Source organism: Micromonospora sp. WMMD730 (genome assembly GCF_049178955.1).
Lineage (GTDB): Bacteria > Actinomycetota > Actinomycetes > Mycobacteriales > Micromonosporaceae > Micromonospora > Micromonospora wenchangensis.
Genome location: NZ_JBMHML010000002.1, coordinates 2,709,288 through 2,728,021 on the forward strand (window position 1 = coordinate 2,709,288; position 18,734 = coordinate 2,728,021).

14 protein-coding genes are annotated in these 18,734 nt (G+C 73.9%); 9 read left to right on the forward strand and 5 right to left on the reverse strand.

Annotation, left to right across the window (positions count from 1 at the left end):
• Positions 1–136: 136 nt before the first annotated feature.
• The 5 genes from ACN265_RS11740 to ACN265_RS11760 all read left to right on the forward strand — a co-directional run bounded on the left by ACN265_RS11740 (position 137) and on the right by ACN265_RS11760 (position 6,540).
• The gene (locus tag ACN265_RS11740; protein WP_204923057.1) at positions 137–1,429 is read left to right on the forward strand and encodes a glycosyltransferase family 4 protein; all 1,293 of its coding nucleotides are present in this window, start codon (positions 137–139) and stop codon (positions 1,427–1,429) included.
• A gap of 64 nt (positions 1,430–1,493) precedes the next feature.
• Entirely contained in the window at positions 1,494–2,993 is a 1,500-nt protein-coding gene (locus ACN265_RS11745; protein ID WP_421407381.1) for an O-antigen ligase family protein, read from the forward strand.
• An 11-nt stretch (positions 2,994–3,004) separates the two neighbouring features.
• Positions 3,005–4,078 carry a Wzz/FepE/Etk N-terminal domain-containing protein gene (locus ACN265_RS11750; protein WP_421407383.1) on the forward strand — a complete coding sequence of 358 codons (1,074 nt, stop codon included), beginning with the start codon at positions 3,005–3,007 and terminating at the stop codon, positions 4,076–4,078.
• Between the two features lie 6 nt (positions 4,079–4,084).
• Entirely contained in the window at positions 4,085–5,698 is a 1,614-nt protein-coding gene (locus ACN265_RS11755) for an oligosaccharide flippase family protein (protein ID WP_421407385.1), read from the forward strand.
• The gene (locus tag ACN265_RS11760) at positions 5,695–6,540 is read left to right on the forward strand and encodes a sulfotransferase family protein (RefSeq protein ID WP_421407387.1); all 846 of its coding nucleotides are present in this window, start codon (positions 5,695–5,697) and stop codon (positions 6,538–6,540) included. Before ACN265_RS11755 ends, ACN265_RS11760 begins: the two co-directional genes overlap by 4 nt.
• 231 nt (positions 6,541–6,771) lie before the next feature.
• Here the strand turns inward: ACN265_RS11760 and ACN265_RS11765 are convergent, their stop codons facing one another.
• The 3 genes from ACN265_RS11765 to ACN265_RS11775 are packed head-to-tail and all read right to left on the reverse strand — an operon-like array spanning position 6,772 to position 10,011.
• Positions 6,772–8,256 carry a hypothetical protein gene (locus ACN265_RS11765; RefSeq protein WP_421407389.1) on the reverse strand — a complete coding sequence of 495 codons (1,485 nt, stop codon included), beginning with the start codon at positions 8,254–8,256 and terminating at the stop codon, positions 6,772–6,774.
• A 20-nt stretch (positions 8,257–8,276) separates the two neighbouring features.
• Positions 8,277–9,083 carry a sulfotransferase family protein gene (locus tag ACN265_RS11770; RefSeq protein WP_420115353.1) on the reverse strand — a complete coding sequence of 269 codons (807 nt, stop codon included), beginning with the start codon at positions 9,081–9,083 and terminating at the stop codon, positions 8,277–8,279.
• Complete coding sequence (locus ACN265_RS11775) at positions 9,076–10,011, reverse strand: sulfotransferase family protein (RefSeq protein WP_420115354.1); 936 nt, start codon at positions 10,009–10,011, stop codon at positions 9,076–9,078. The genes ACN265_RS11770 and ACN265_RS11775 overlap by 8 nt, the downstream gene beginning before the upstream one ends.
• Positions 10,012–10,251: 240 nt before the next feature.
• On the opposite strand from ACN265_RS11775, the gene ACN265_RS11780 reads away from it, so the two are divergent.
• The 4 genes from ACN265_RS11780 to ACN265_RS11795 all read left to right on the forward strand — a co-directional run bounded on the left by ACN265_RS11780 (position 10,252) and on the right by ACN265_RS11795 (position 15,480).
• A complete protein-coding gene (locus ACN265_RS11780; RefSeq protein ID WP_421407392.1) occupies positions 10,252–11,496 on the forward strand; it encodes a glycosyltransferase in 1,245 nt (414 codons plus the stop codon).
• On the forward strand, positions 11,493–12,530 hold the full coding sequence (locus ACN265_RS11785; protein ID WP_421407393.1) for a sulfotransferase family protein: 1,038 nt from the start codon (positions 11,493–11,495) through the stop codon (positions 12,528–12,530). Before ACN265_RS11780 ends, ACN265_RS11785 begins: the two co-directional genes overlap by 4 nt.
• A gap of 3 nt (positions 12,531–12,533) precedes the next feature.
• Entirely contained in the window at positions 12,534–13,445 is a 912-nt protein-coding gene (locus tag ACN265_RS11790) for a sulfotransferase family protein (protein ID WP_420115283.1), read from the forward strand.
• 139 nt (positions 13,446–13,584) lie between these two features.
• Entirely contained in the window at positions 13,585–15,480 is a 1,896-nt protein-coding gene (locus ACN265_RS11795; protein WP_421407396.1) for a CocE/NonD family hydrolase, read from the forward strand.
• 58 nt (positions 15,481–15,538) lie between these two features.
• Here ACN265_RS11795 and ACN265_RS11800 read toward each other — a convergent pair whose 3' ends face one another.
• Positions 15,539–17,635, reverse strand: a complete 2,097-nt coding sequence (locus ACN265_RS11800; protein WP_421407398.1) for a cellulose binding domain-containing protein — start codon at positions 17,633–17,635, stop codon at positions 15,539–15,541.
• A 267-nt stretch (positions 17,636–17,902) separates the two neighbouring features.
• On the reverse strand, positions 17,903–18,601 hold the full coding sequence (locus ACN265_RS11805) for an SDR family NAD(P)-dependent oxidoreductase (RefSeq protein WP_421407400.1): 699 nt from the start codon (positions 18,599–18,601) through the stop codon (positions 17,903–17,905).
• Positions 18,602–18,734: the final 133 nt, after the last annotated feature.

Below are 18,734 nucleotides of genomic sequence, written 5' to 3' on the forward strand. Positions count from 1 at the left end.
GACCTGGCTCGACACCCGCGGTGGCCGGTCAGGTCTGACTGACCGGCCAGTGGCCGACCGGACGTCGATGATCTAGCGTCCCGTGCGCCGGGGGCCGCGCCACCGCCCCGGTGGTCAGCGAAAACGAGGGGGGACAGTGCCGTTCCGTAACGATGCCGTCGACCGGGGAGAACAGCTACGCCCCGACCGTACGGAGCCGAGCCTGACCCGCCCGCCCGCCTGGCGTCCCCTGCGGGTGGCGATGATCGGCCAGAAGGGCGTGCCGGCCACCTACGGGGGGATCGAACGGCACGTCGAGGAGATGGCCAGCCGGCTGGCCGGACTCGGCCACGAGGTGACCGTCTACTGCAGGGACAGCTACGGCGCGGTGGAGGCGACCCGGCACCGGGGCATCCGGCTGCGGCGGGCCCGTACCGTGCCCAGCAAGCACCTCGACGCCATCGTGCACTCGGCCACCTCGACGCTGGCGGCGCTGACCGAGCGCCCCGACATCGTGCACTACCACGGTCTCGGTCCGGTGCTGACCGCGCCGCTGGCCCGCTACGCCTCCCGCGCCCGGGTGGTGCTCACCGTGCACGGGCTGGACAACCAGCGCGACAAGTGGGGCCGGGCGGCGCGGGCGGTGCTCGGTACCGCGTACCGGCTCAGCGGTCACCTGCCCGACGCCCGGGTGACCGTGTCCCGGGGTCTCGCCGAGCACTACACCAGCCGGTTCGGCCGGCCGGCCCGCTACATCCCCAACGGCGTGGCCGCCCCCACCCACCGGCCGCCGGGCGAGCTGTCCCGCTTCGGCCTGCGCCCCGGCGGATACCTGCTGCTGGTCGGCCGGCTCGTGCCCGAGAAGGCCGCCGACCTGCTGGTGCGGGCGTTCCGGCGACTCCCCACCGACCTGCGGCTGGCCATCGTCGGCGGCTCCGCGTTCACCGACGGCTACGTCGCCCGGCTCCGCGAGGCCGCCGGTGACGATCCGCGCATCGTGTTCACCGACTTCGTCTACGGCGACGTGCTCGCCGAGCTGTACTCGCACGCCGCCGCCTTCGTCCAGCCGTCCCGCCTGGAGGGGTTGCCGCTGACCCTGCTGGAGGCCGCCTCGTACGGGCTGCCGGTGGTGGCCAGCGACATCGAACCCCACCGCGAGGTGCTCGACCGCGACGCGCCGGGACAGCGGCTGTTCCGCGACGGTGACGTCGACGACCTGCTGCGGGCGCTGGGCACGGTGACCGCCGACCTGCCGGCCGAACGGGCCGGCGCGGCGCTGCTGCGCGACCGGGTGCTCGCCGAGTACAGCTGGGACGCCGCCACCCGTGAGCTGGAAAAACTCTACTTCTCGCTGGCCCTGCGCGCCCCCCGCCCCGGGGAACCGGACGTTGGGTCGCCCACGGTCGGCGTAACGGCCCATGTCCCCCGACCTCGGCGACCGTTAGATTAGGCCGTTCTCCCGGCCGTCGGCGGCGACCGGCAACAGTTCCCTGGAAACGAGTGGTCGGCGAGCGGTGGACGGACAGCGACACGGCACGGAGGGTGACCTCGCCCTGCCCGACGGCGGGCGGCGACGGTGGGCCGCCGGTGATCCGACCGCCCGCCTGCTGACCGTCGGCGCGGCGCTGCTGTGCGCCGTGGTGGCGCTCGGCGTCGGCCTGACCGCGTCCGGTGGCGGCCGCGTCGGCGCGGTGCTGCCCCTGGTGGTCCTTGCCGGACTGGCCGTCGGGGTGCTCGCGCTCACCCGCTTCGCGGCGTACGTGCTGCTGATGCTGGCGGTCCGCTCCTGCGTCGACCTGTTCAAGCTCAGCGGCCCGACGGCCGGCCGGGCCGACGGTGCCGGGGCGACCCGGGCGATGGACCCGTCCACGATCCTCGCGGTGCTGTTCCTGCTCGCCGCCGGCCTCTGGCTCGCCGCCCAGCTCCGCCAGCGGGGCCGGCTGCGCGGCTCGCCGCTCGGCGTGGCGATGCTGCTGGTCGGGGCCACCTGCCTGGTCAGTGCGGCAGGTGCCGCCCAGCCGGTGCCCAGTGCCCTGGAGGCGCTGCGGATCGGCACCGTGGTGGTGATGTTCGTGGTCCTGGAGCAGCTCATGCCGGACCTGCCGGCGGTGCGGCGGGTGCTGCTCGCCGCGTACGTCTCGCTGGCGCTGGCGGTCGGCTACACCGTCGTGCTGTCCCTGCTCGGCCACCCGCCGGCCGAGGTCAAGGGGGACTTCACCCGGATCAGCGGACCGTTCAGCCAGTCCACCACGTTCGGCCGGTACCTGATGTTCATGGTGATCTTCGGGTTCGGGATCCACCGTTACCTGAGCCGCCGACTGCGCCTCGGCCTCGGCGTGCTGCTCGCCGCGTCGCTGCTGTTCCTGCTGCTCACCAACACCCGCAGCGCCATCCTCGGGGCGGGGCTGGGCCTGCTGGTGGTCGCGGTGCTGCACCGCAGCCGGCGGCTGCTGGTGGCGCTCTGCCTGGTCGCGGTCGCCGGGGTGGCCCTGCTGCCGAGCGTGGCGCACCGCTTCGGGCAGCTCGCCGACAGCAGCGCCGTCGGTGGCGGCCCGACCGGCAACACCCTCGCCTGGCGGGTCGGCTACTGGTCGGAGATCGTGTCGCTGGCCAACCGCAACCCGGTCACCGGCATCGGCCCCAACATGACCAAGTTCGAGGCCGACGAGGCGAAGAAGCCGCACAACGACTTCCTGCGCGCGTACGTGGAGACCGGGCTGGCCGGGCTGCTGGCGTACCTGGCGATGATGGTGCTGTGCCTGCACACCGGGCTCAACGCGCTGCGCCGCGCCCCACCGGGCAGCCTCGGCCGGGGCATCGCGATCGGGTTCCTGGGCTGCGCGGTCGCCTTCGTCGCGGTCAGCGCCGCATCCAACGTGATCTCGAACGTGGTCACCCTGTGGTATTTCGCCGCGTTCGCCGCGGCAGCCGGCGCGGTCGCCCGGGGACTACCGGCCGAGCCGACCCGGGCGGCGACGCCCCGACCGGCGACGACCGGCCGGACCAACCGATGAAGGATCAAGCAGTGGGGAGCAGCAGGGTGGAGATCGTCGACTATCTGCGGGTCGCGCGGCGTCGACTCTGGCTGCTGGTGGGCATTCCGCTGGTGGCCGGGGCGGCGGCCGCGTCGATCGTCCTGCTCGGCCCGCAGCAGTACGCGGCCACCTCGTACGTCGCCGCGCCCGCGCTGGTCGGCGGCAGCGCCGCCCAGCAGTACACCGGCACCCAGGCGGCCAACCAGTTCGCGGCGGCCTTCGCCGCGGCGGTGACCTCCCCGCAGGTGGTCGACCAGGTGGCCGCCGACACCGGGGTCTCCGCCGACGCGCTGCGCGACGGCCTGGCGGTCAAGCAGGTCGGGGCGAGCAGCCAGCTCACCGTCACCTACACCGCCACCGACCGGTCCACCGTCGCCTCGGTGCTCGCCGCGACCGGCAAGCGGGCCCTGGCCTTCCTGTTCGCCAGCCAGGTCGGCATCGCCACCGACGAGGTGAAGACGGCCACCGACGAGCTGACCACCGCCACCCGGGCGATCAACGACTGGGAGAAGGCCAACAAGGTCAGCCAGCCCGACAAGCTCTACCAGTCGACCCTGCAGGAGATCGCCAGCCTGCGGCAGCAGCAGTTGCAGATGCAGGCGGTCGGCAACACCCGGGGCGCCAACGCCGCCGCCGAATCGATCAGCGCCGGACAGAAGCGGCTCGACGGCCTCGGCCCGAAGCTGCCCGACTACCAGGCGCTGATCGCCCAACGCGACAGTGCCACCAGCGCGTTGGCCTCGGCCCGGCAGGGACTGCAACAGGCCCGCGCCCAGTCGCAGGCCGCCGACCCGGAGAAGGTGACGAGCGTCGGCGAGGTGCAGCCGGTGTCCCGGGTCAAGGCGCTCGTCGCCCTGGTGCTGCCGGTGTCCGGCGTCGGCCTGCTGCTGGCCGTGCTGCTGGTGGCGGTGCTGGAGTGGCTGCCGCGCAGCCGCCGGGCCGGTCGGCAGCCGGCGGTCGGCCGGGCCGCCCCGGCGCTGACCGGCGGGCGGCGCGGCGGCGACGACACGGTGGTGCTGCCGGTCGTCACCTCGACCGTGCCCGAGCAGCACCGACGCCGGTAGGTGGCGGTGGCGCACGCGTCCGCGCAGGGCGACAAGCACGTCCGGGGAATGGCCCGCGGCGGCGGGCTCAACCTGCTCGGCGCCCTGCTCAGCCAGGCGGCGGTCTTCCTGATCATGCTGCTGCTGGCCCGGGTGCTGGGCATCCGGGAGGTCGGCCGGTACGCCCAGTGCTACGCGGTGCTGTCGCTGGCCGGGCTGCTGTCGCTGTCCGGGTTCCGGGCCGGCCTCACCCGGTTCGTGGCGGTGCACCTGGCCGACGACGACGCCCCGGCGCTGCGCGGCACCGTCCGGTTGGGGCTGGCCGTCTCGGCCGGCTCGTCGGTCCTCCTCGCCGGGGCGCTGGCCTGGGGCGCACCCTGGCTCGCCGACCGGCTGCACGACCCGGGACTGGTCACCGGGCTGCGGCTGGTCGCGTTGACCCTGCCCGCCTCGACGGTCTGTGAGGCGGCGCTGGCGGCGACCCGGGGCTGGCGCACCCAGCGGCCGTTCACCTTCATCGGCCAGCTCTACGAGCCGGGGACCCGGCTGCTGCTCACCGCGCTCGCCCTGCTCACCGGGGCCGGGCTGACCGGGGCGTTCTGGGCGTTGGTGGTGGCCGGTTGGTCGGCCGCCCTGCTCGCCCTGCTGGCGCTGGCCCGGCTGGTCCGCCGGGTTCCGCCGGCCCGCCCGGTGCACCGGCCGGGGGAGCTGTTCCGCTTCTCCACGGTCAGCTGGGTGTCGTCGCTGTCGTCGACCGGGCTGATCTGGGTCGACACCCTGCTGCTGGGCTTCTTCGCCAACCCGGACATCGGCGTCTACAACGTCGCCACCCGGCTGGTCACCGTCGCCATCTTCGTGCTCGCCCCGGTCAACGCGGCGTTCGGCCCGTACCTGGCGCACCTCTACCACCGGGGGGACCTGGACGACGTCCGTCGGGTCTACGCGGTCGCGACGGGCTGGGTGGTGCGGCTGTCGCTGCCGGCGTTCGTGGCGCTGCTGGTGCTCCCCGGCGACCTGCTGCGCGTCTTCGGCGGCGAGGTCGCCACCGGCGCGGCGGTGACCGTGGTCCTCGCCCTCGGCCAGCTCGTCAACGCGGCGACCGGCCCGTGCGGCACGGTGCTGAACATGTCCGGCCGGGTGGCGCTCAACATGGCCGACAACCTGGTCGCCCTGGTGCTCAACGTGCTGCTCAACCTGTGGCTCATCCCCGCGTACGGGATCGTCGGCGCGGCGGCGGCGTGGAGCGCCTCGCTGATCGTGGTCAACATCGCCCGGGTGGTGCAGGTCCGCCACCTGACCGGCGCGCTGCCGTTCACCGTCGGGATGGCCAAGGGGCTGGCCGCCGGAGCCGCCGCGCTGGCCGCCGGGCTGCTGGTGCGCTGGCTGGTGCCGGGCTGGCCGTGGCGACCGGTCGCCGGGCTGGCCACGATCGTGGCGGTCTACCTGGGGACGGTGCTGGCGCTGGGGCTCAGCCGGGAGGATCTGATGGTGCTGCGTACCCTGGCCCGCCGACGCCGCCGCGGCGACCCGTCCGACGCCATCGGGGACGCCCCGGGCGCCGTCCCGTCCGACGACGGGCCGCCCCCCTCCGGGGTGGGCGGGGGTGGCCGGGACACCTCCGGCCGGGTGGTGTCGCGGTGAGCGCGGGACCGCGCCGGGTCGCGGTGGACCGGCTCCGTCGGGTGGTACGCGGCACCCGCGCCTGGTCACGGGCGGCGCTGCCCGGTCGGGTCGGCGCACTGCCCGACTTCCTGATCATCGGCGGGCAGCGGTGCGGCACCACCTCGCTGCACCACTACCTCGCCGCGCACCCCGACGTGCGGGCCGCCACCGGCAAGGAACTCCAGTTCTTCAGCCTGCACTTCGGCCGGGGAACCCGCTGGTACCGGGCGCACTTCCCGCCGGCCCCCCCGGGCCGGCGCAGCTTCGAGGCCAGCCCCTACTACCTGTTCCACCCGAGCGTGCCGGCCCGGGTGGCGGCGACGCTGCCCGACGCCCGGTTCGTGGCGCTGCTGCGCGACCCGGTCGAGCGGGCCTACTCGCACTACCTGCACACCCGCTCGTACGGGCTGGAGCCGTTGGGCTTCGCCGAGGCGCTGGCCGCCGAACCGGGGCGGCTGGCCGGGGCGCTGGTCGACGGGCCGGACACCCCGGCGGCACACCACGCGCTGCGCAACTTCTCCTACGCCGCCCGGGGCCGCTACGCCGAACAGCTCGACCGCTGGTACGCCCACCTGCCCGCCGACCGGCTGCACGTGATCCGCAGCGAGGACCTGTACGCCGACCCGGCCGGCACGTACGCCGGGGTGCTGCGGTTCCTCGGGCTGGCCCCGTACACCCCGGCGGAGTTCGCCCGGCACACCCGCCGGGCGGACACCGGCCCGTCGCAGCTCACCCCGGAGTTGCGGGCCGACCTGGCCGCCGGGTTCGCCCCGCACAACGCCCGCCTGGCGGACCTGCTCGGCTGGCCGCGTACCTGGTGAGCGAGCGGCACACCTCCCGCTGCCGAGGTGAATGCCGCCGCGCCAGCGTGCGGGACCATGAACAGATGGCGATCATGTAGACGACACGCCGAGATCAGTGCGCAGAATCGCAATGTGATCATGGGAGCCCGCCGCACCCACCCGTGCCCGACCGCACCCGCCCGTGTCCCGACCGCACTGCCCCGGGCCCCACCGCACCTCCCACCGCAGCGGGTGCGGCGGGGGAGCCGGTCAGCGGATCGGGGCGAGGACCGCGTCCGGGGTGCCGGTGGCGCGCAGCAGCACAGGGCTCGGGCCGATCGGTAGCGCGCCCGCGCGGGCGGCCGGGTCGGCACCGACCGGGCCCCCGGTCACCCCGCCCGTGGCCGGCAACGACACGGTGCCGGTGGAGGTCGACCAGACCACCAGGGTGCTCTCCGCACCGCGCCGGAACGCCACCCCGGTCAGTCCCTTGGCGTTCACCGGTTCGACCGTCGCGTCCCGGGCCGCCGCCGCCAGGGCGGCCATCATCGCGCCGGCCTGCCGCTGGGTGCCGTCCGGGTCGAGCAGCCCGTAGCGGACCTCCGCGCCGGCCCGGTTGTTCGGGTTGTACGCCAGCGGCAGCCAGAGCACCTCGCGGACGCCCCCGGCGACCAGCATGCTGACCACCTTGACCATCTCGTCGCCCCGGGCCGCCGCGTCGTCGTCGCCGTCCTTCCAGAACTGGCCGACCTCCCACGCCTGCACCGGGACACCGGACGGCGTCTCGGCCCGCAGGTAGTCCAGCAGCGCCGGCACCCCGGAGAAGTGCTCGTAGAAGTGCAGCTGCCGGACGTCGACCACCCGGTCGTCGAGCAGCTTCTCGGTGACCGCGAGGTAGGCCAGGTTGCGGGAGTTCTGCGCGTTGTCCAGCGCGGTACGCAACGCCGCCGGGTCGTTCACCGCCGGGATCAGCCGACCCCGGGTGCCGATCCGCCGCTGGAAGTACGCCTGGTAGGCGGCGACGGCCTGGTCGGGTTGCCCGGCCCGCAGCAGCCGGTCGGCGACCCCCATCCCGTACGCGACGCTGCTCATGCCCGAGTCGACCACCTTGGCCTTCGGGTCGGCCGCGCGGATCGCCTCGGCGGCGGCGGTGACCAGCCGGCGGTAGTCCTCGGGGCTGCCCGCCCAGTACTGCTGGGCGTTGACCTCGTTCTCGATGGCGTACTCACCGACGCCGTACGGGGCGTACCGCTGCACCAGCGTGCGGACGAAGTTCTGGTAAGCGGCGAGGTCCGTCGGCATCGCCGACTCGGTCTTGTTGGCCTGGCCCCGGGTGAACTTCGCCGTCCCGCCGGTCGCCCAGCACACCCCGGTACGGATCTTCAGGTGCAGGGTGATGCCGAGCGTGCGGCTGCGTTCGGCGATCTGGTCCACCGCCGCGAAGTCCGGGCTGCCCTGGGTCTTCTCGATGTCACACCAGCTCAGCTCGTGGTACGTCGCCGAGCCGGAGAGCTTTTCCAGGTAGGGGACGAACTGGTCGTGCCGGGAGAAGTCCCAGTGCGCGCCGAACGGGTTGCGGACCGGCGCGCCGGCCGGCAGCGGCGTACCGCTGGCACCGGCTGACGGGGCGGCCGACGGCGCGGTCGCCGACGGGGCCGGCCCGGGGGCGGGATCGTCCGAACAGGCCGCCGAAGCGACCAGGGCGAACAGCACCGCCCCGGCGACCAGCATCCGCCGCCCGGCCCGGCGGGCCACCGGCGATCCGGCCCGGCGGTTCACCGGTAGCCCAGTTCGCGCAGGGTGGCGCCGGAGAAGACCCGGACCAGCACCCGCAGGAAGGGGTCCAGCTCCCGGCGGTAGGTGCCGACCCGGGAGCCGTAGATCGGGGCGTCGGTGCCGGCGGCGGCCCGCCGTCGCTGCGCCTCGGCGGTGTACTTGCCCGCCACGTCGTGCTGCTTGCCGTCGTAGTCGAGCACGCCAGCCTCCCAGGGTTCGCCGAGGAACTCGAACAGGCCCCGCATGGCCTTCTCCGGGTCGGTGACCGTCTCCTCGTAGCGCAGTTCGTGGTAGCGGTCGGCCGGCAGCCGGGCCCCGGCGGCGCGGGCGATCCGGATGTAGCGCGGCCACTTCACCACGCACTTCACCGCCGACCAGTAGCCGAACCGCTTGCGGTGCGACACCACCACGTCCCGGCCGTCCCGCACGACGTGCACGAACTGCGCGTCGGGGAAGACCTCGGCCAGGAAGTCGATGGACAGCGCGTACAGCGGCGTCTTGTCGGCCCAGCGGGTCTTGCCCCGGGACCGGGCGTAGTCGGCCTGGATGCCGCCGAAGAAGTCGGCGATGCGGCCCAGCCAGTACTCCCGGGGGAACCCGAAGCGGGACAGCCGCTCCCAGTCCCGCCCGACGATGCGTTGCATGTCGGCCAGGAACCGGGTCTCCGGGCCGCAGCTCACCCGGGAGTGCGAGTCGAGCACCAGGCGCAGCATCGTGGTGCCGGAGCGCTGGCAGCCGACCAGGAAGATCGGCCCCTGCGGCCGGTCCGGCCGGGCGTCGGGCAGCGGGGTGTGCGGTTCAGCCATGGTCCACCGCCTCCTGTCGGCCGGCCGACGCGTCCAACCGGCCGGCCAGCTCGGTGCACAGCGCCCGCACCCGGGCGTCGATGTCCAGCCGGGGCCGCGCCGGGGTGCGCGCGCCGACGTGCGCGTGCAGCGCCGGGTCGTACGGCAGGTCGAGGAAGGCGCACAGCCGCCGGGTGTACCCCGCCGGGTCGGCGACCAGCGCGTCGTACGAGCAGAGCAGGGTGTCCGGCCGGTCGGCCAGCCCGAGGGAGAAGTACAACGAGTTGCGCACGTACCAGAACAGGGCGGCGGCGGTGTACGGGGTCATCCGGTCGTAGTCGAAGCCGGCGACCAGCTCCCGGGTCGACGCGTCCAGACGCTGCCCCTGCCAGCGGTCCCCGATGGTGCCGTCGGCGATCGCCCGCAACGCCCGCAGGTTGGCGTCGCCGAACTTCGCCACCTCGGAGCGGGCCCGGTCGTCGACGTCCCGGTACGCCCACAGCGCCCGCCCCGGCGCGACCCCGGGCAGGTCGAGCAGCTCGTCCACCCGGTGCGTGTCGCACAGCGGCTTGACCAGCACGTACCGGTGCCGGCTGCGGGTGACGACGGCGACCAGCACCGGGTCGGGGCGCAACCGGAAGCGGTGGAACACGGCCCGGTCGTTCTCGTTGCGGACCTCCACCGACGGGTCGGCGTCCAACCCCCGGGTCAACATGTTGGTGCCGGAGCGTTGCAGGCCCACCAGGTAGACCGGGACGGCCCGGCCGGGCGGCCCGGGGTGGGCCCGTCGCCAGCGCCGCTTCGCCAGCGCGGTGCGGGCCCGCTCGACCGGGTCGAGCCGGTCCTCCTCGATCAGCCGCCGGACGCCCTCGGTGCGCGCCCAGCGCAGGTGCCGGCGGACCCGTCGGGCGGTGTACGCCAGCGCCGAGGGTTCGTCGGGGTGGGGCACCGGGTCCTCCTCGGGCACGTCGGGCGGGGTGGGGCACACGGTACCGGCAGATCATCACGGCTGGCCACGTGGCCGTGTGGTCAGCCGGCGATGGGCCGTGTGGCTACTTGGGGATCATGAGCTGGACTCACGACACCGGTGTTGCATACGGTGGGGCCCCTGGTCACCGCTGCTGTCCGGGGCGACCACCCCACCCCGCGACCCCCGACGGACCCCAGCAGCCACCTCCGGAGCAGGCCGATGCGTGTCCTCCACGTCAACAAGTTCCTCTACCGGCGCGGCGGCGCCGAGGGTTACCTGCTCGACGTCGCCGAGCTGCAACGGGGCGACGGCGACGAGGTGGCGTTCTTCGGCATGACCCACCCGGACAACGATGCGCCCACCCCGTACGCCAGGCACTTCCCGTCCCACGTGGAGCTGGACCCGACGCCGCGCGGCGCGGGCGCCCGGGCGGCGGTGGCGGCCCGGATGATCTGGTCGCCGGCCAGCCGGCGGGGCCTGGCCCGGGTGCTCGACGAGTTCCGGCCCGACGTGGTCCACCTGCACAACATCTACCACCAGCTCTCCCCGTCGGTGCTGGCCGCGGTGCGGGCCGCCCGGGTGCCGGCGGTGATGACCCTGCACGACTACAAGCTGGCCTGCCCCAGCTACCAGATGCTCGACCGGGGCGCGGTCTGCGACGCCTGCGTGACCGGTGGCCCGCTACGGGCGGCCCGCCGCCGCTGCAAGGACGGGTCGCTGGGGGCCAGCTCGCTGCTCGCCGTCGAGTCGTGGCTGCACCGCACCACCCGGGCGTACGGGCCGGTGCAGGCGTTCGTCAGCCCCAGCCGGTTCCTGGCCGACGTGATGCGCCGGGCCGGGGTCTTCCCCGACCGGATGCACGTGGTGTCGCACTTCGTCGACGTCGCCACGACGGCGGTCAAGACGGCACCCGGTGGCCCGGTGGTCTTCGCCGGTCGGCTGGCCGCCGAGAAGGGCGTCGACGTGCTGATCGAGGCGCTCACCCGGCTGCCCGACGACGTCGTGCTGGAGGTGGCCGGGGACGGCCCGGCCCGCGACGGGCTGACCGAGCTGGCCCGGCGGCGGGCCCCCGGCCGGGTCCGGTTCCACGGCCGGCTGGACAAGGCCCGGCTGCACGAACTGGTCCGCTCGGCCACCGTGGTGGCGGTGCCCTCGCGGTGGAACGAGAACCAGCCGATGGCGGTGCTGGAGGCGTACGGCTGCGGGGTGCCGGTGGTCGCCTCGGACCTGGGTGGGCTGCCCGAGCTGGTCACCGGCGGGGTGGACGGCGAGGTGGTGCCCGCCGACGACCCGGCCGCGCTGGCCGACGGGCTGCACCGGGTGCTGGCCGACCCGGCTCGGGCGTACCGGATGGGGCGGGCCGGGCGGGCGCGGGTGGAGCGGGACTTCTCCCCGCAGGCGCACCTGACCCGGTTACGGGAGGTCTACGCGAGCGCCGCGCGGACCGTGCGGGAGCCGGTGTGAACCCGCCGGTGCGGGTGCTCTACCTGGCCGGCAGCGGACGCAGCGGCAGCACCCTGGTCACCACCGTGCTCGGCCAGTACGACGGGGTCTTCGCCGCCGGGGAGCTGCGCTACCTGTGGCAGCGCGGCGAGGTGGAGAACCGGCCCTGCGGCTGCGGCCGACCGCTGCGGGACTGCCCGCTGTGGGGCGAGGTGCGCCGGGGCCTGCCGACCGACCGGGCCGCCGCGATCGCCGCCGGGCTGCGCGGGCGCCTGCGGATGCGGGGGCTGCCCGCGCTGCTGCGCCGGCACCGGCGCGGCGTCCGACCGGTGCCCGCGCACCCCGACGACGCCGCGCTGGCCGACCTGTACGCCGCCGTGGCCCGGCACACCGGGGCCCGGGTGGTGGTCGACTCGTCGAAGCTGCCCCCGTACGGCGCGTTGCTCGGCGCGCTGCCCGGCATCGAGCTGCGGGTGCTGCACCTGGTGCGCGACCCCCGGGCCACCGCCTTCTCCTGGCGTCGTCGCCGGGGCCTGGACGGCGACACCGACCCGGAGCTGATGAGCCGGCCGCCGGTGTGGAAGGCGGCCCTGCTCTGGCTGGTCTGGAACACCGTGACCGCCCGACTGTGGGCCGACCGCGCCCCGACGGGTTACCTGCGGGTGCGCTACGAGGACCTGACCGCCGCCCCGGAGGCGACGCTGCGCCGGATCGCCGCGTTCGCCGGGGTGGACCCCGACGGTGGTCCGTTCACCGGCCCGGCGACGGTCCGGCTGACGCCGACGCACTCGGTGGCCGGCAACCCGTCGCGGCACCGGACCGGCCCGGTGCCGATCACCGCCGACGTGCAGTGGCGGCGCGACCTGTCCCGCTGGTCGTACGCGCTGGTCACCGCGCTGACCGCGCCGGGGCTGCGCCGGTTCGGCTACCCGTGGCGGCGCGGCGTCCCGGCACCGGCCGGGGCGGGGCGGCCCGCGCGGGGCGGGCCGACTGCGGCCGGTGGACGGTCGGTGGGCGTCGGGCGGGCGGGGTCGACCGGGCACGAGGAGGGCTGAGCGATGTTGGCGGTGGTGGTGGGCACCGGGCGGTGCGGATCGACCCTGGTGCAGGAGTTGCTGTCCCGGCATCCCGGGGTCGGGTTCGTCTCCGGGGTCGACGACAAGCTGTCCCGGCTCAACCTGGCCGGCCGGTTCAACGGTCCGCTGTACCGGCGTTCCGCCCCCCGCCCGGCGGGCATGACGTCGCTGCGGCACAGCCGCCGGCTGCTGGAGAAGGGCCGGCTGCGGGTCGCCCCGTCGGAGGCGTACCACCTGCTGGACCGGCACGTGGTGGCCGGCTTCTCCCGCCCGTGCCGGGACCTGAGCGCCGACGACCTCACCCCGTACCTGCGGCGGCGGCTGCGGGCCTTCTTCGACGCCCGGATCGAACGGCAGGACTGCCGGCTGCTGCTGCACCACGTGACCGGGTGGCCGCGCACCGGGTTCCTGCGGGCCGGCTACCCGGAGCTGCGGGTGGTCAACGTGGTCCGCGACGGCCGGGCGGTGACCAACTCCTGGCTCCAGATGGGCTGGTGGGACGGCTGGCGCGGACCGGAGAACTGGTTCCTCGGGCCGCTGCCGACCGACCTGCGCCGGGAGTGGGAGGAGTACGACAGGTCGTTCCCGGTGCTCGCCGCGCTGGGCTGGAAGATGCTGATGGACTCCTTCGCCGAGGCCCGCGCCGCGCACCCGGAGGGGCAGTGGCTCGACGTGCGCTACGAGGACCTGCTCGCCGACCCGCGCGCCGAGGTGGCCCGGATGCTCGACTTCCTCGGCCTGGACTGGTCACCGGCGTTCGAGAAGGGTTTCGGGCGCTACCGGTTCCACGCCGGGCGGCAGGCCGCCTACCACGAGGAGTTGGGCGTCGCGCAGCTCGCCGCCGTGGAGCGGGTGCTGGACAAGCCGCTGCGGCAGTGGGGCTACCGGGGCTGACCGGGCCGGCACCCGGACGACGGGCGTCGTCGCGTCGGTGTCGTCGGAGCGGCGTGGGGAAAGTTCCTACAGGTGCAGGTGGTGATGCCGGTCGGTCGGCCCATAGCGTGCCGGGTCTCGGGACTCTCAAGGAGACTGCATGGCTGCAATGGGAACGCCCCTTCGCGCCGGGGTGGCCGTACTGTCCGCGGTGCTGCTCGCCGCCCTGGGCGCGGCGCCACGGGCGGTGGCGGCGTCGGACGGACCGACGATCGTGGTCCAGGACGGGGTCACCCAGCCGGTGTTCGGCTATGGCGACGCCATCCGGGAGCGCCTGTTCATCGACTCCACCTTCGACAGCGACAACGACGGTCTGCGCGACATCATCGCGTTCGACCTGATGCGACCGGCGGCCACCGCGAACGGCCTCAAGGTGCCGGTCATCATGGACGCCAGCCCGTACTACTCGACGGTCTGCCGGGGCAACGAGTCCGAGTGCAAGGCCGACCTGGACGGCGACGGCCTGCTCGACAAGTGGCCGCTGTTCTACGACAACTACTTCGTGCCGCGTGGCTACGCGGTGATCCTGCTGGACATGGTGGGCACCAACAACTCCACCGGCTGCCCCACCACCAACGCCAACCAGGACAATCTCAGCGCCAAGCAGGCGATCAACTGGCTCAACGGCCGGGCCACCGCGCGCAACGCCGCCGGTCAGGTGGTCACCGCCGACTGGCACAACGGCAAGTCGGGCATGATCGGCAAGTCGTACGACGGCTCGCTGGCCATGGCGACGGCGGTGACCGGCGTCAAGGGCCTGACCACGGTGGTGCCGATCAGCGGCCCCACCGAGTACTACGACTACGTACGCAGCAACGGGGTGGTCACCCGGGGCAACAGCTACGTGGCGTCGCTGGCCAACACGGTCACCAACCCGGAGCGGCGGGAGTACTGCAAGCCGGTGCGCGACGCGATGGCCGCCGCCGACGGCGACGAGACCGGTGACTACACCGCCTTCTGGAACGAGCGCAGCTACGTCAAGAAGGTCCCCAACATGACCGCCAGCGTGCTGCTCTACCACGGTCTCAACGACGACAACGTCCGCGCGGACCACTTCAGCAAGTTCTGGTACGCCCTGGCGGAGAACAACGTCCAGCGCAAGCTGTGGCTCTCCCAGGAGGGACACGTCGACCCGTTCGACTCGCGACGCGCGGTGTGGGTGTCCACCCTGCACCGGTGGTTCGACTTCTGGCTGCACGGGGTCGCCAACGGCATCATGGACGAGCCCCGGGTCGACCTGGAGCGGGCCGCCGACGTGTGGGAGACCCACGCCGACTGGCCGATCCCCGGCAAGGCCGACACCGAGGTGTTCCTCCAGCCCGGCAGCACCGGGGCCGGCGGCCTGAAGCTGGTGCCGACCGCCAAGCCGGCGACCGGCGCGTTCCAGGACAGCCGGACCCAGAGCCAGAACACCATGATCCTCAACCCGGACACGGTGCAGCTGAACCGGCTGGCGTTCCTGTCCGCGCCGCTGACCGCGCCCCTGCACATCTCGGGCACGCCGACGGTGCAGCTGCGGGCCTCGGCCGACCAGACCGACACCAACTTCGGGGCGATCCTGGTCGACTACGGCACCGACGAGCGGGTGGCGCACCGGGCCTCCGGTGAGGGCATCGTCACCCTGACCACCGAGGACTGCTGGGGGTTGAACAGCCCGACCGACGACGGCTGCTACAAGCAGACCGCCAAGCGGGTCGCCACGGCCGACTACGAGCTGGTCACCAAGGGCATCATGGACGCCCAGAACCGGCAGTCGATCCGCACCGCCGTGCCGCTGGTGGTGGGGGAGTCGTACAACTTCACCTTCCCGCTGCTGCCCGAGGACTACGTGTTCAAGCCGGGCCACCGGATCGGCGTGATCATCGTTGCCAGCTACCCGCAGTACTCCAGCCAGGCGGACACCACCGCCGCGAACATCCAGGTCGCCCTGAAGAGCAGCAAGATCGTTCTTCCGGTGGTCGGCGGCACCCCCGCCGCCCACGCGGCAGGTCTCTGACCGCTCCCCGGGTGGCCGCCGCCGCAGCACCGCTGCGCCGACGGCCACCCGGCCCCGGTCACCCCACCGTGCAGGGGGTGCCGTTGAGCACGAAACCGGTGGGCGGGACGTTCGGGCCGCTGTAGGACCCGACGAAACCGGCAGTGGTGCTGCCCCCGGCGGCGATCCGCCGGTTGTCGTCGGTGCTGGCGACCGTCACGGTACGCCCGGTCTGGGTCCAGGTGGCGCTCCAGCCGCTGCTGACCTGCTGCCAACTCGTCGGCCAGGTCCAGGTCAACGTCCAGCCGTCGACGGGGTTCGCCCCGTTGTTGACGATCTCGACGTTGCCGACCCAGCCGTTGCCCCAGTCGCTGGCGGTGGTGAGCCGGACGGTGCAGCCGCTGTCGGCCGGGCCGGCGGTGGTGAAGGTGACAGGCGACGACGACCAGGACACCTTCCCGGCGGTGTCGCGGGTCAGCACGTTGAGCGTGTACCGGGTGCCGGGCACGAGGTTGTCCACGGTGAACGAGGTGCCGGCGGTCTCGCCGAGCTGCTCGCTGACCGTGCCGTTCTGCCGGTACACCTCGTACTTGGCGATCGGGGCGCCCTTCGGTGGGGCGGGCGACCAGGAGATCGTCGCCGACCGGTCGGTCACCCCGCTCGCCGTCGGCTGCCCCGGCGGCGCGGGGTGCGCGGTGACCGGGGACGACGGCCGCAGCACCAGCGTGGTCAGCGAGTACGCCGGCAGCGTCCGGCTGCCGGCGCTGCCCGACTGCCCGGTGACCACGCCGGACGCCCCGTTGGTCAACGAGTACGTCGTCGGCGCGGCGTCCGACGGGGTGAAGCCGGCGTAGTCGATGGTGACCGGACGGGCGTTGGCCGGGTCCTTGTTGACCAGCAGCACCGCGAGATCCCCGTCGGCCCGCCGCACGGCGTGCGCGGTGACCAGCGGCTCGTCGGTGGCGGCGCGGACGAACTGGTCACCCGGCCGGGCGAACAGGTTCATCATCGACAGCGCGTGGTACGGCGCGAACGGGGTGTTCAGCGGCGGCTCGCAGACCGTGTTGTCGGCGGTGCAGGTGCCGCTGGACAGCAGCCCGAAGTCGCCGTAGTCGGTCTGCCCGGCGACCTCGGTGACGGTGCCGATGCCGTTGTGCACGTTCCACCACTGGACCGTGAAGACGCCGTTCTCCAGCAGGTCGCTGTAGGCGTCGGCGAGGAACAGCGCGCCCGGCTGGGTGTTCTGCCCGGTGCCGACGTTCAGCTCGGTGAAGCTGATGCCGATCCGGGCGGCGTTCGGGCCGGCGTACCGGGCGAGCTGGTCGCGCAGCAGGTGGGCCGCCTCGTCGATGTGGGCCGTACGGGAAAGGGACTCGGCGGCGGTGCCGCCCGGGTACCAGTGCACGTCCACAAAGTCGATCTTGGGGCCGGCGATGGAGAGCACGGTCCGGTTCCACGGGCCCGGGTCACTGCCGGCGGTGATCCCGTCCGGCCAGTTGCCCGGCATGGTCAGCACCGCACCGACCTTGACCGTGGGGTCGACCGCCTTCATCGCGTCGGCGTACTCGACCACCAGCCGGGCGTACTGGCTGGCGCTCTTGTCGGGGTGGTCGTCGGCCTCCCAGGCCGAGCCGTAGTGCCCGTTGCCGTAGTTCTCGTTGCCGACCGTCCACCACTTCGCGCCGTACCCCTTGGTGACGTTGGCGTAGCGCACCCAGTCGGCGGCCTCGGCGGGGGAGCCGGTGCCGTAGTTCGCGATGATCATCGGCTGCGCGCCGACCCGCCGGGCGGCGGCCATGAACGTGTCGAAGTCGGTGTTCGGGGCGACGTACCCGCCGGGCGCGGTGTGGTCACGCCAGTGGTAGATGTCGGCGTACGAGCCGCCCGGGTAGCGCATCATCCGCACACCGGCCGCCTTGAGCAGGTCGGACGTCTCGGCCGTGCCGAGCTGGGAGTCCCAGATGGCGTGGTTGACGCCCAACGCGGTGGCCGGCACGGTGGCCAGTCCGGCGTTGGCGTTGACGGTCACGGCCACCGGGTCGGCGGCCGCGTCGGCGGGCGACGGGCCGGTCACGGCGAGCCCACCGGTGGCGAGCAGCAGGCTCGCGGCGAGCGCCGTCGCGCGCCCCGGGCCGCGACGCGACCGGCGCGACGGTGGGGCGGAAAGTCTGTTCATACGGGGTTCCTTCGGGGGTCACCACCGTGCACCGCGGCCGGTCGGGGTGGCGTCGCACCACGAGGAGCGTCGGGACGGCGGGCGGGACGGATGGACGGACTGCGGACGTCGTTTCGTCGCACTTGTCGCCGTCCCCCGGAAACCCACGGCTCCCGGTTGCCCTTGGACGACGGTCGGCCCCGCACACGGCCACTCATCGACGCACAAGAATCGCACGGTGGTCCCGGCGAATTCAAGGCGCTGTCCGGGCCGCCCCGCCGGTACGGCTCACCGCCGGGCGGCCACCCTCGCCGCGACCCCGGCCGCCCGCACCACCGCGGCCATCCGGCGGGGCCGGGAGACGACCGCCGGCCGGGTACGCAGGCAGTCGCGCACCACGTCGGCGGCCCGCTCCACACTGAGCAGCATCGGCTTGACCGGCGACTTCGCCATCTTGGTGTCGACGAACCCGAACCGCACGACGGTCACCCGCACCCCGTGCGGCCGCAGCGCGCCCCGCAGCCCCACCAGGTACGACGTCAACCCGGCCTTGGCGGCGGCATACCCGGGGGCCTGGGCCGACGGGGCGGCGTCGGCGAGGCTGGACAGGCCCACGAGGTGACCACCGCCCCCGGCCACCATCGCCGGCACGACCACCTCCACGGTGCGCGCCGCACCGATCAGGTTGACCTCCAGCGCCCGGGTCTGCGCCGCCAGGTCACCGAGGTCGAAGAACTCACCGACCCCCGCCGCGTAGACGCACACGTCCACCCCGCCGAGCCGGTCGACCGCCCCGGCCAGCACCGTGCGGTAGGTGTCGCCGGTGACGTCGGCGACATGGTCGGTGTACCCGGGGGCGGTCAGGTCGCTGCCGCTGCGGGACACCCCGGCGACCGTCCAGCCGGCGGCCACCAGTTGCCGGGTCAGGGCCAGCCCGACACCGTCGCTGTTACCCACCACGACCGCCCGTCGCCCCTGCGCATCCATGCCCGGACTCTAGACGCCAGCGTCCGGCCCGGGACGCTGCACACCACCGTTCGGCCCGGACTCCGCACACCACCGTCCGGCCCCGGCGCGACGCCGCCCCGCCCACCGGGTCGGTGGACGGGACGGCGGCGCA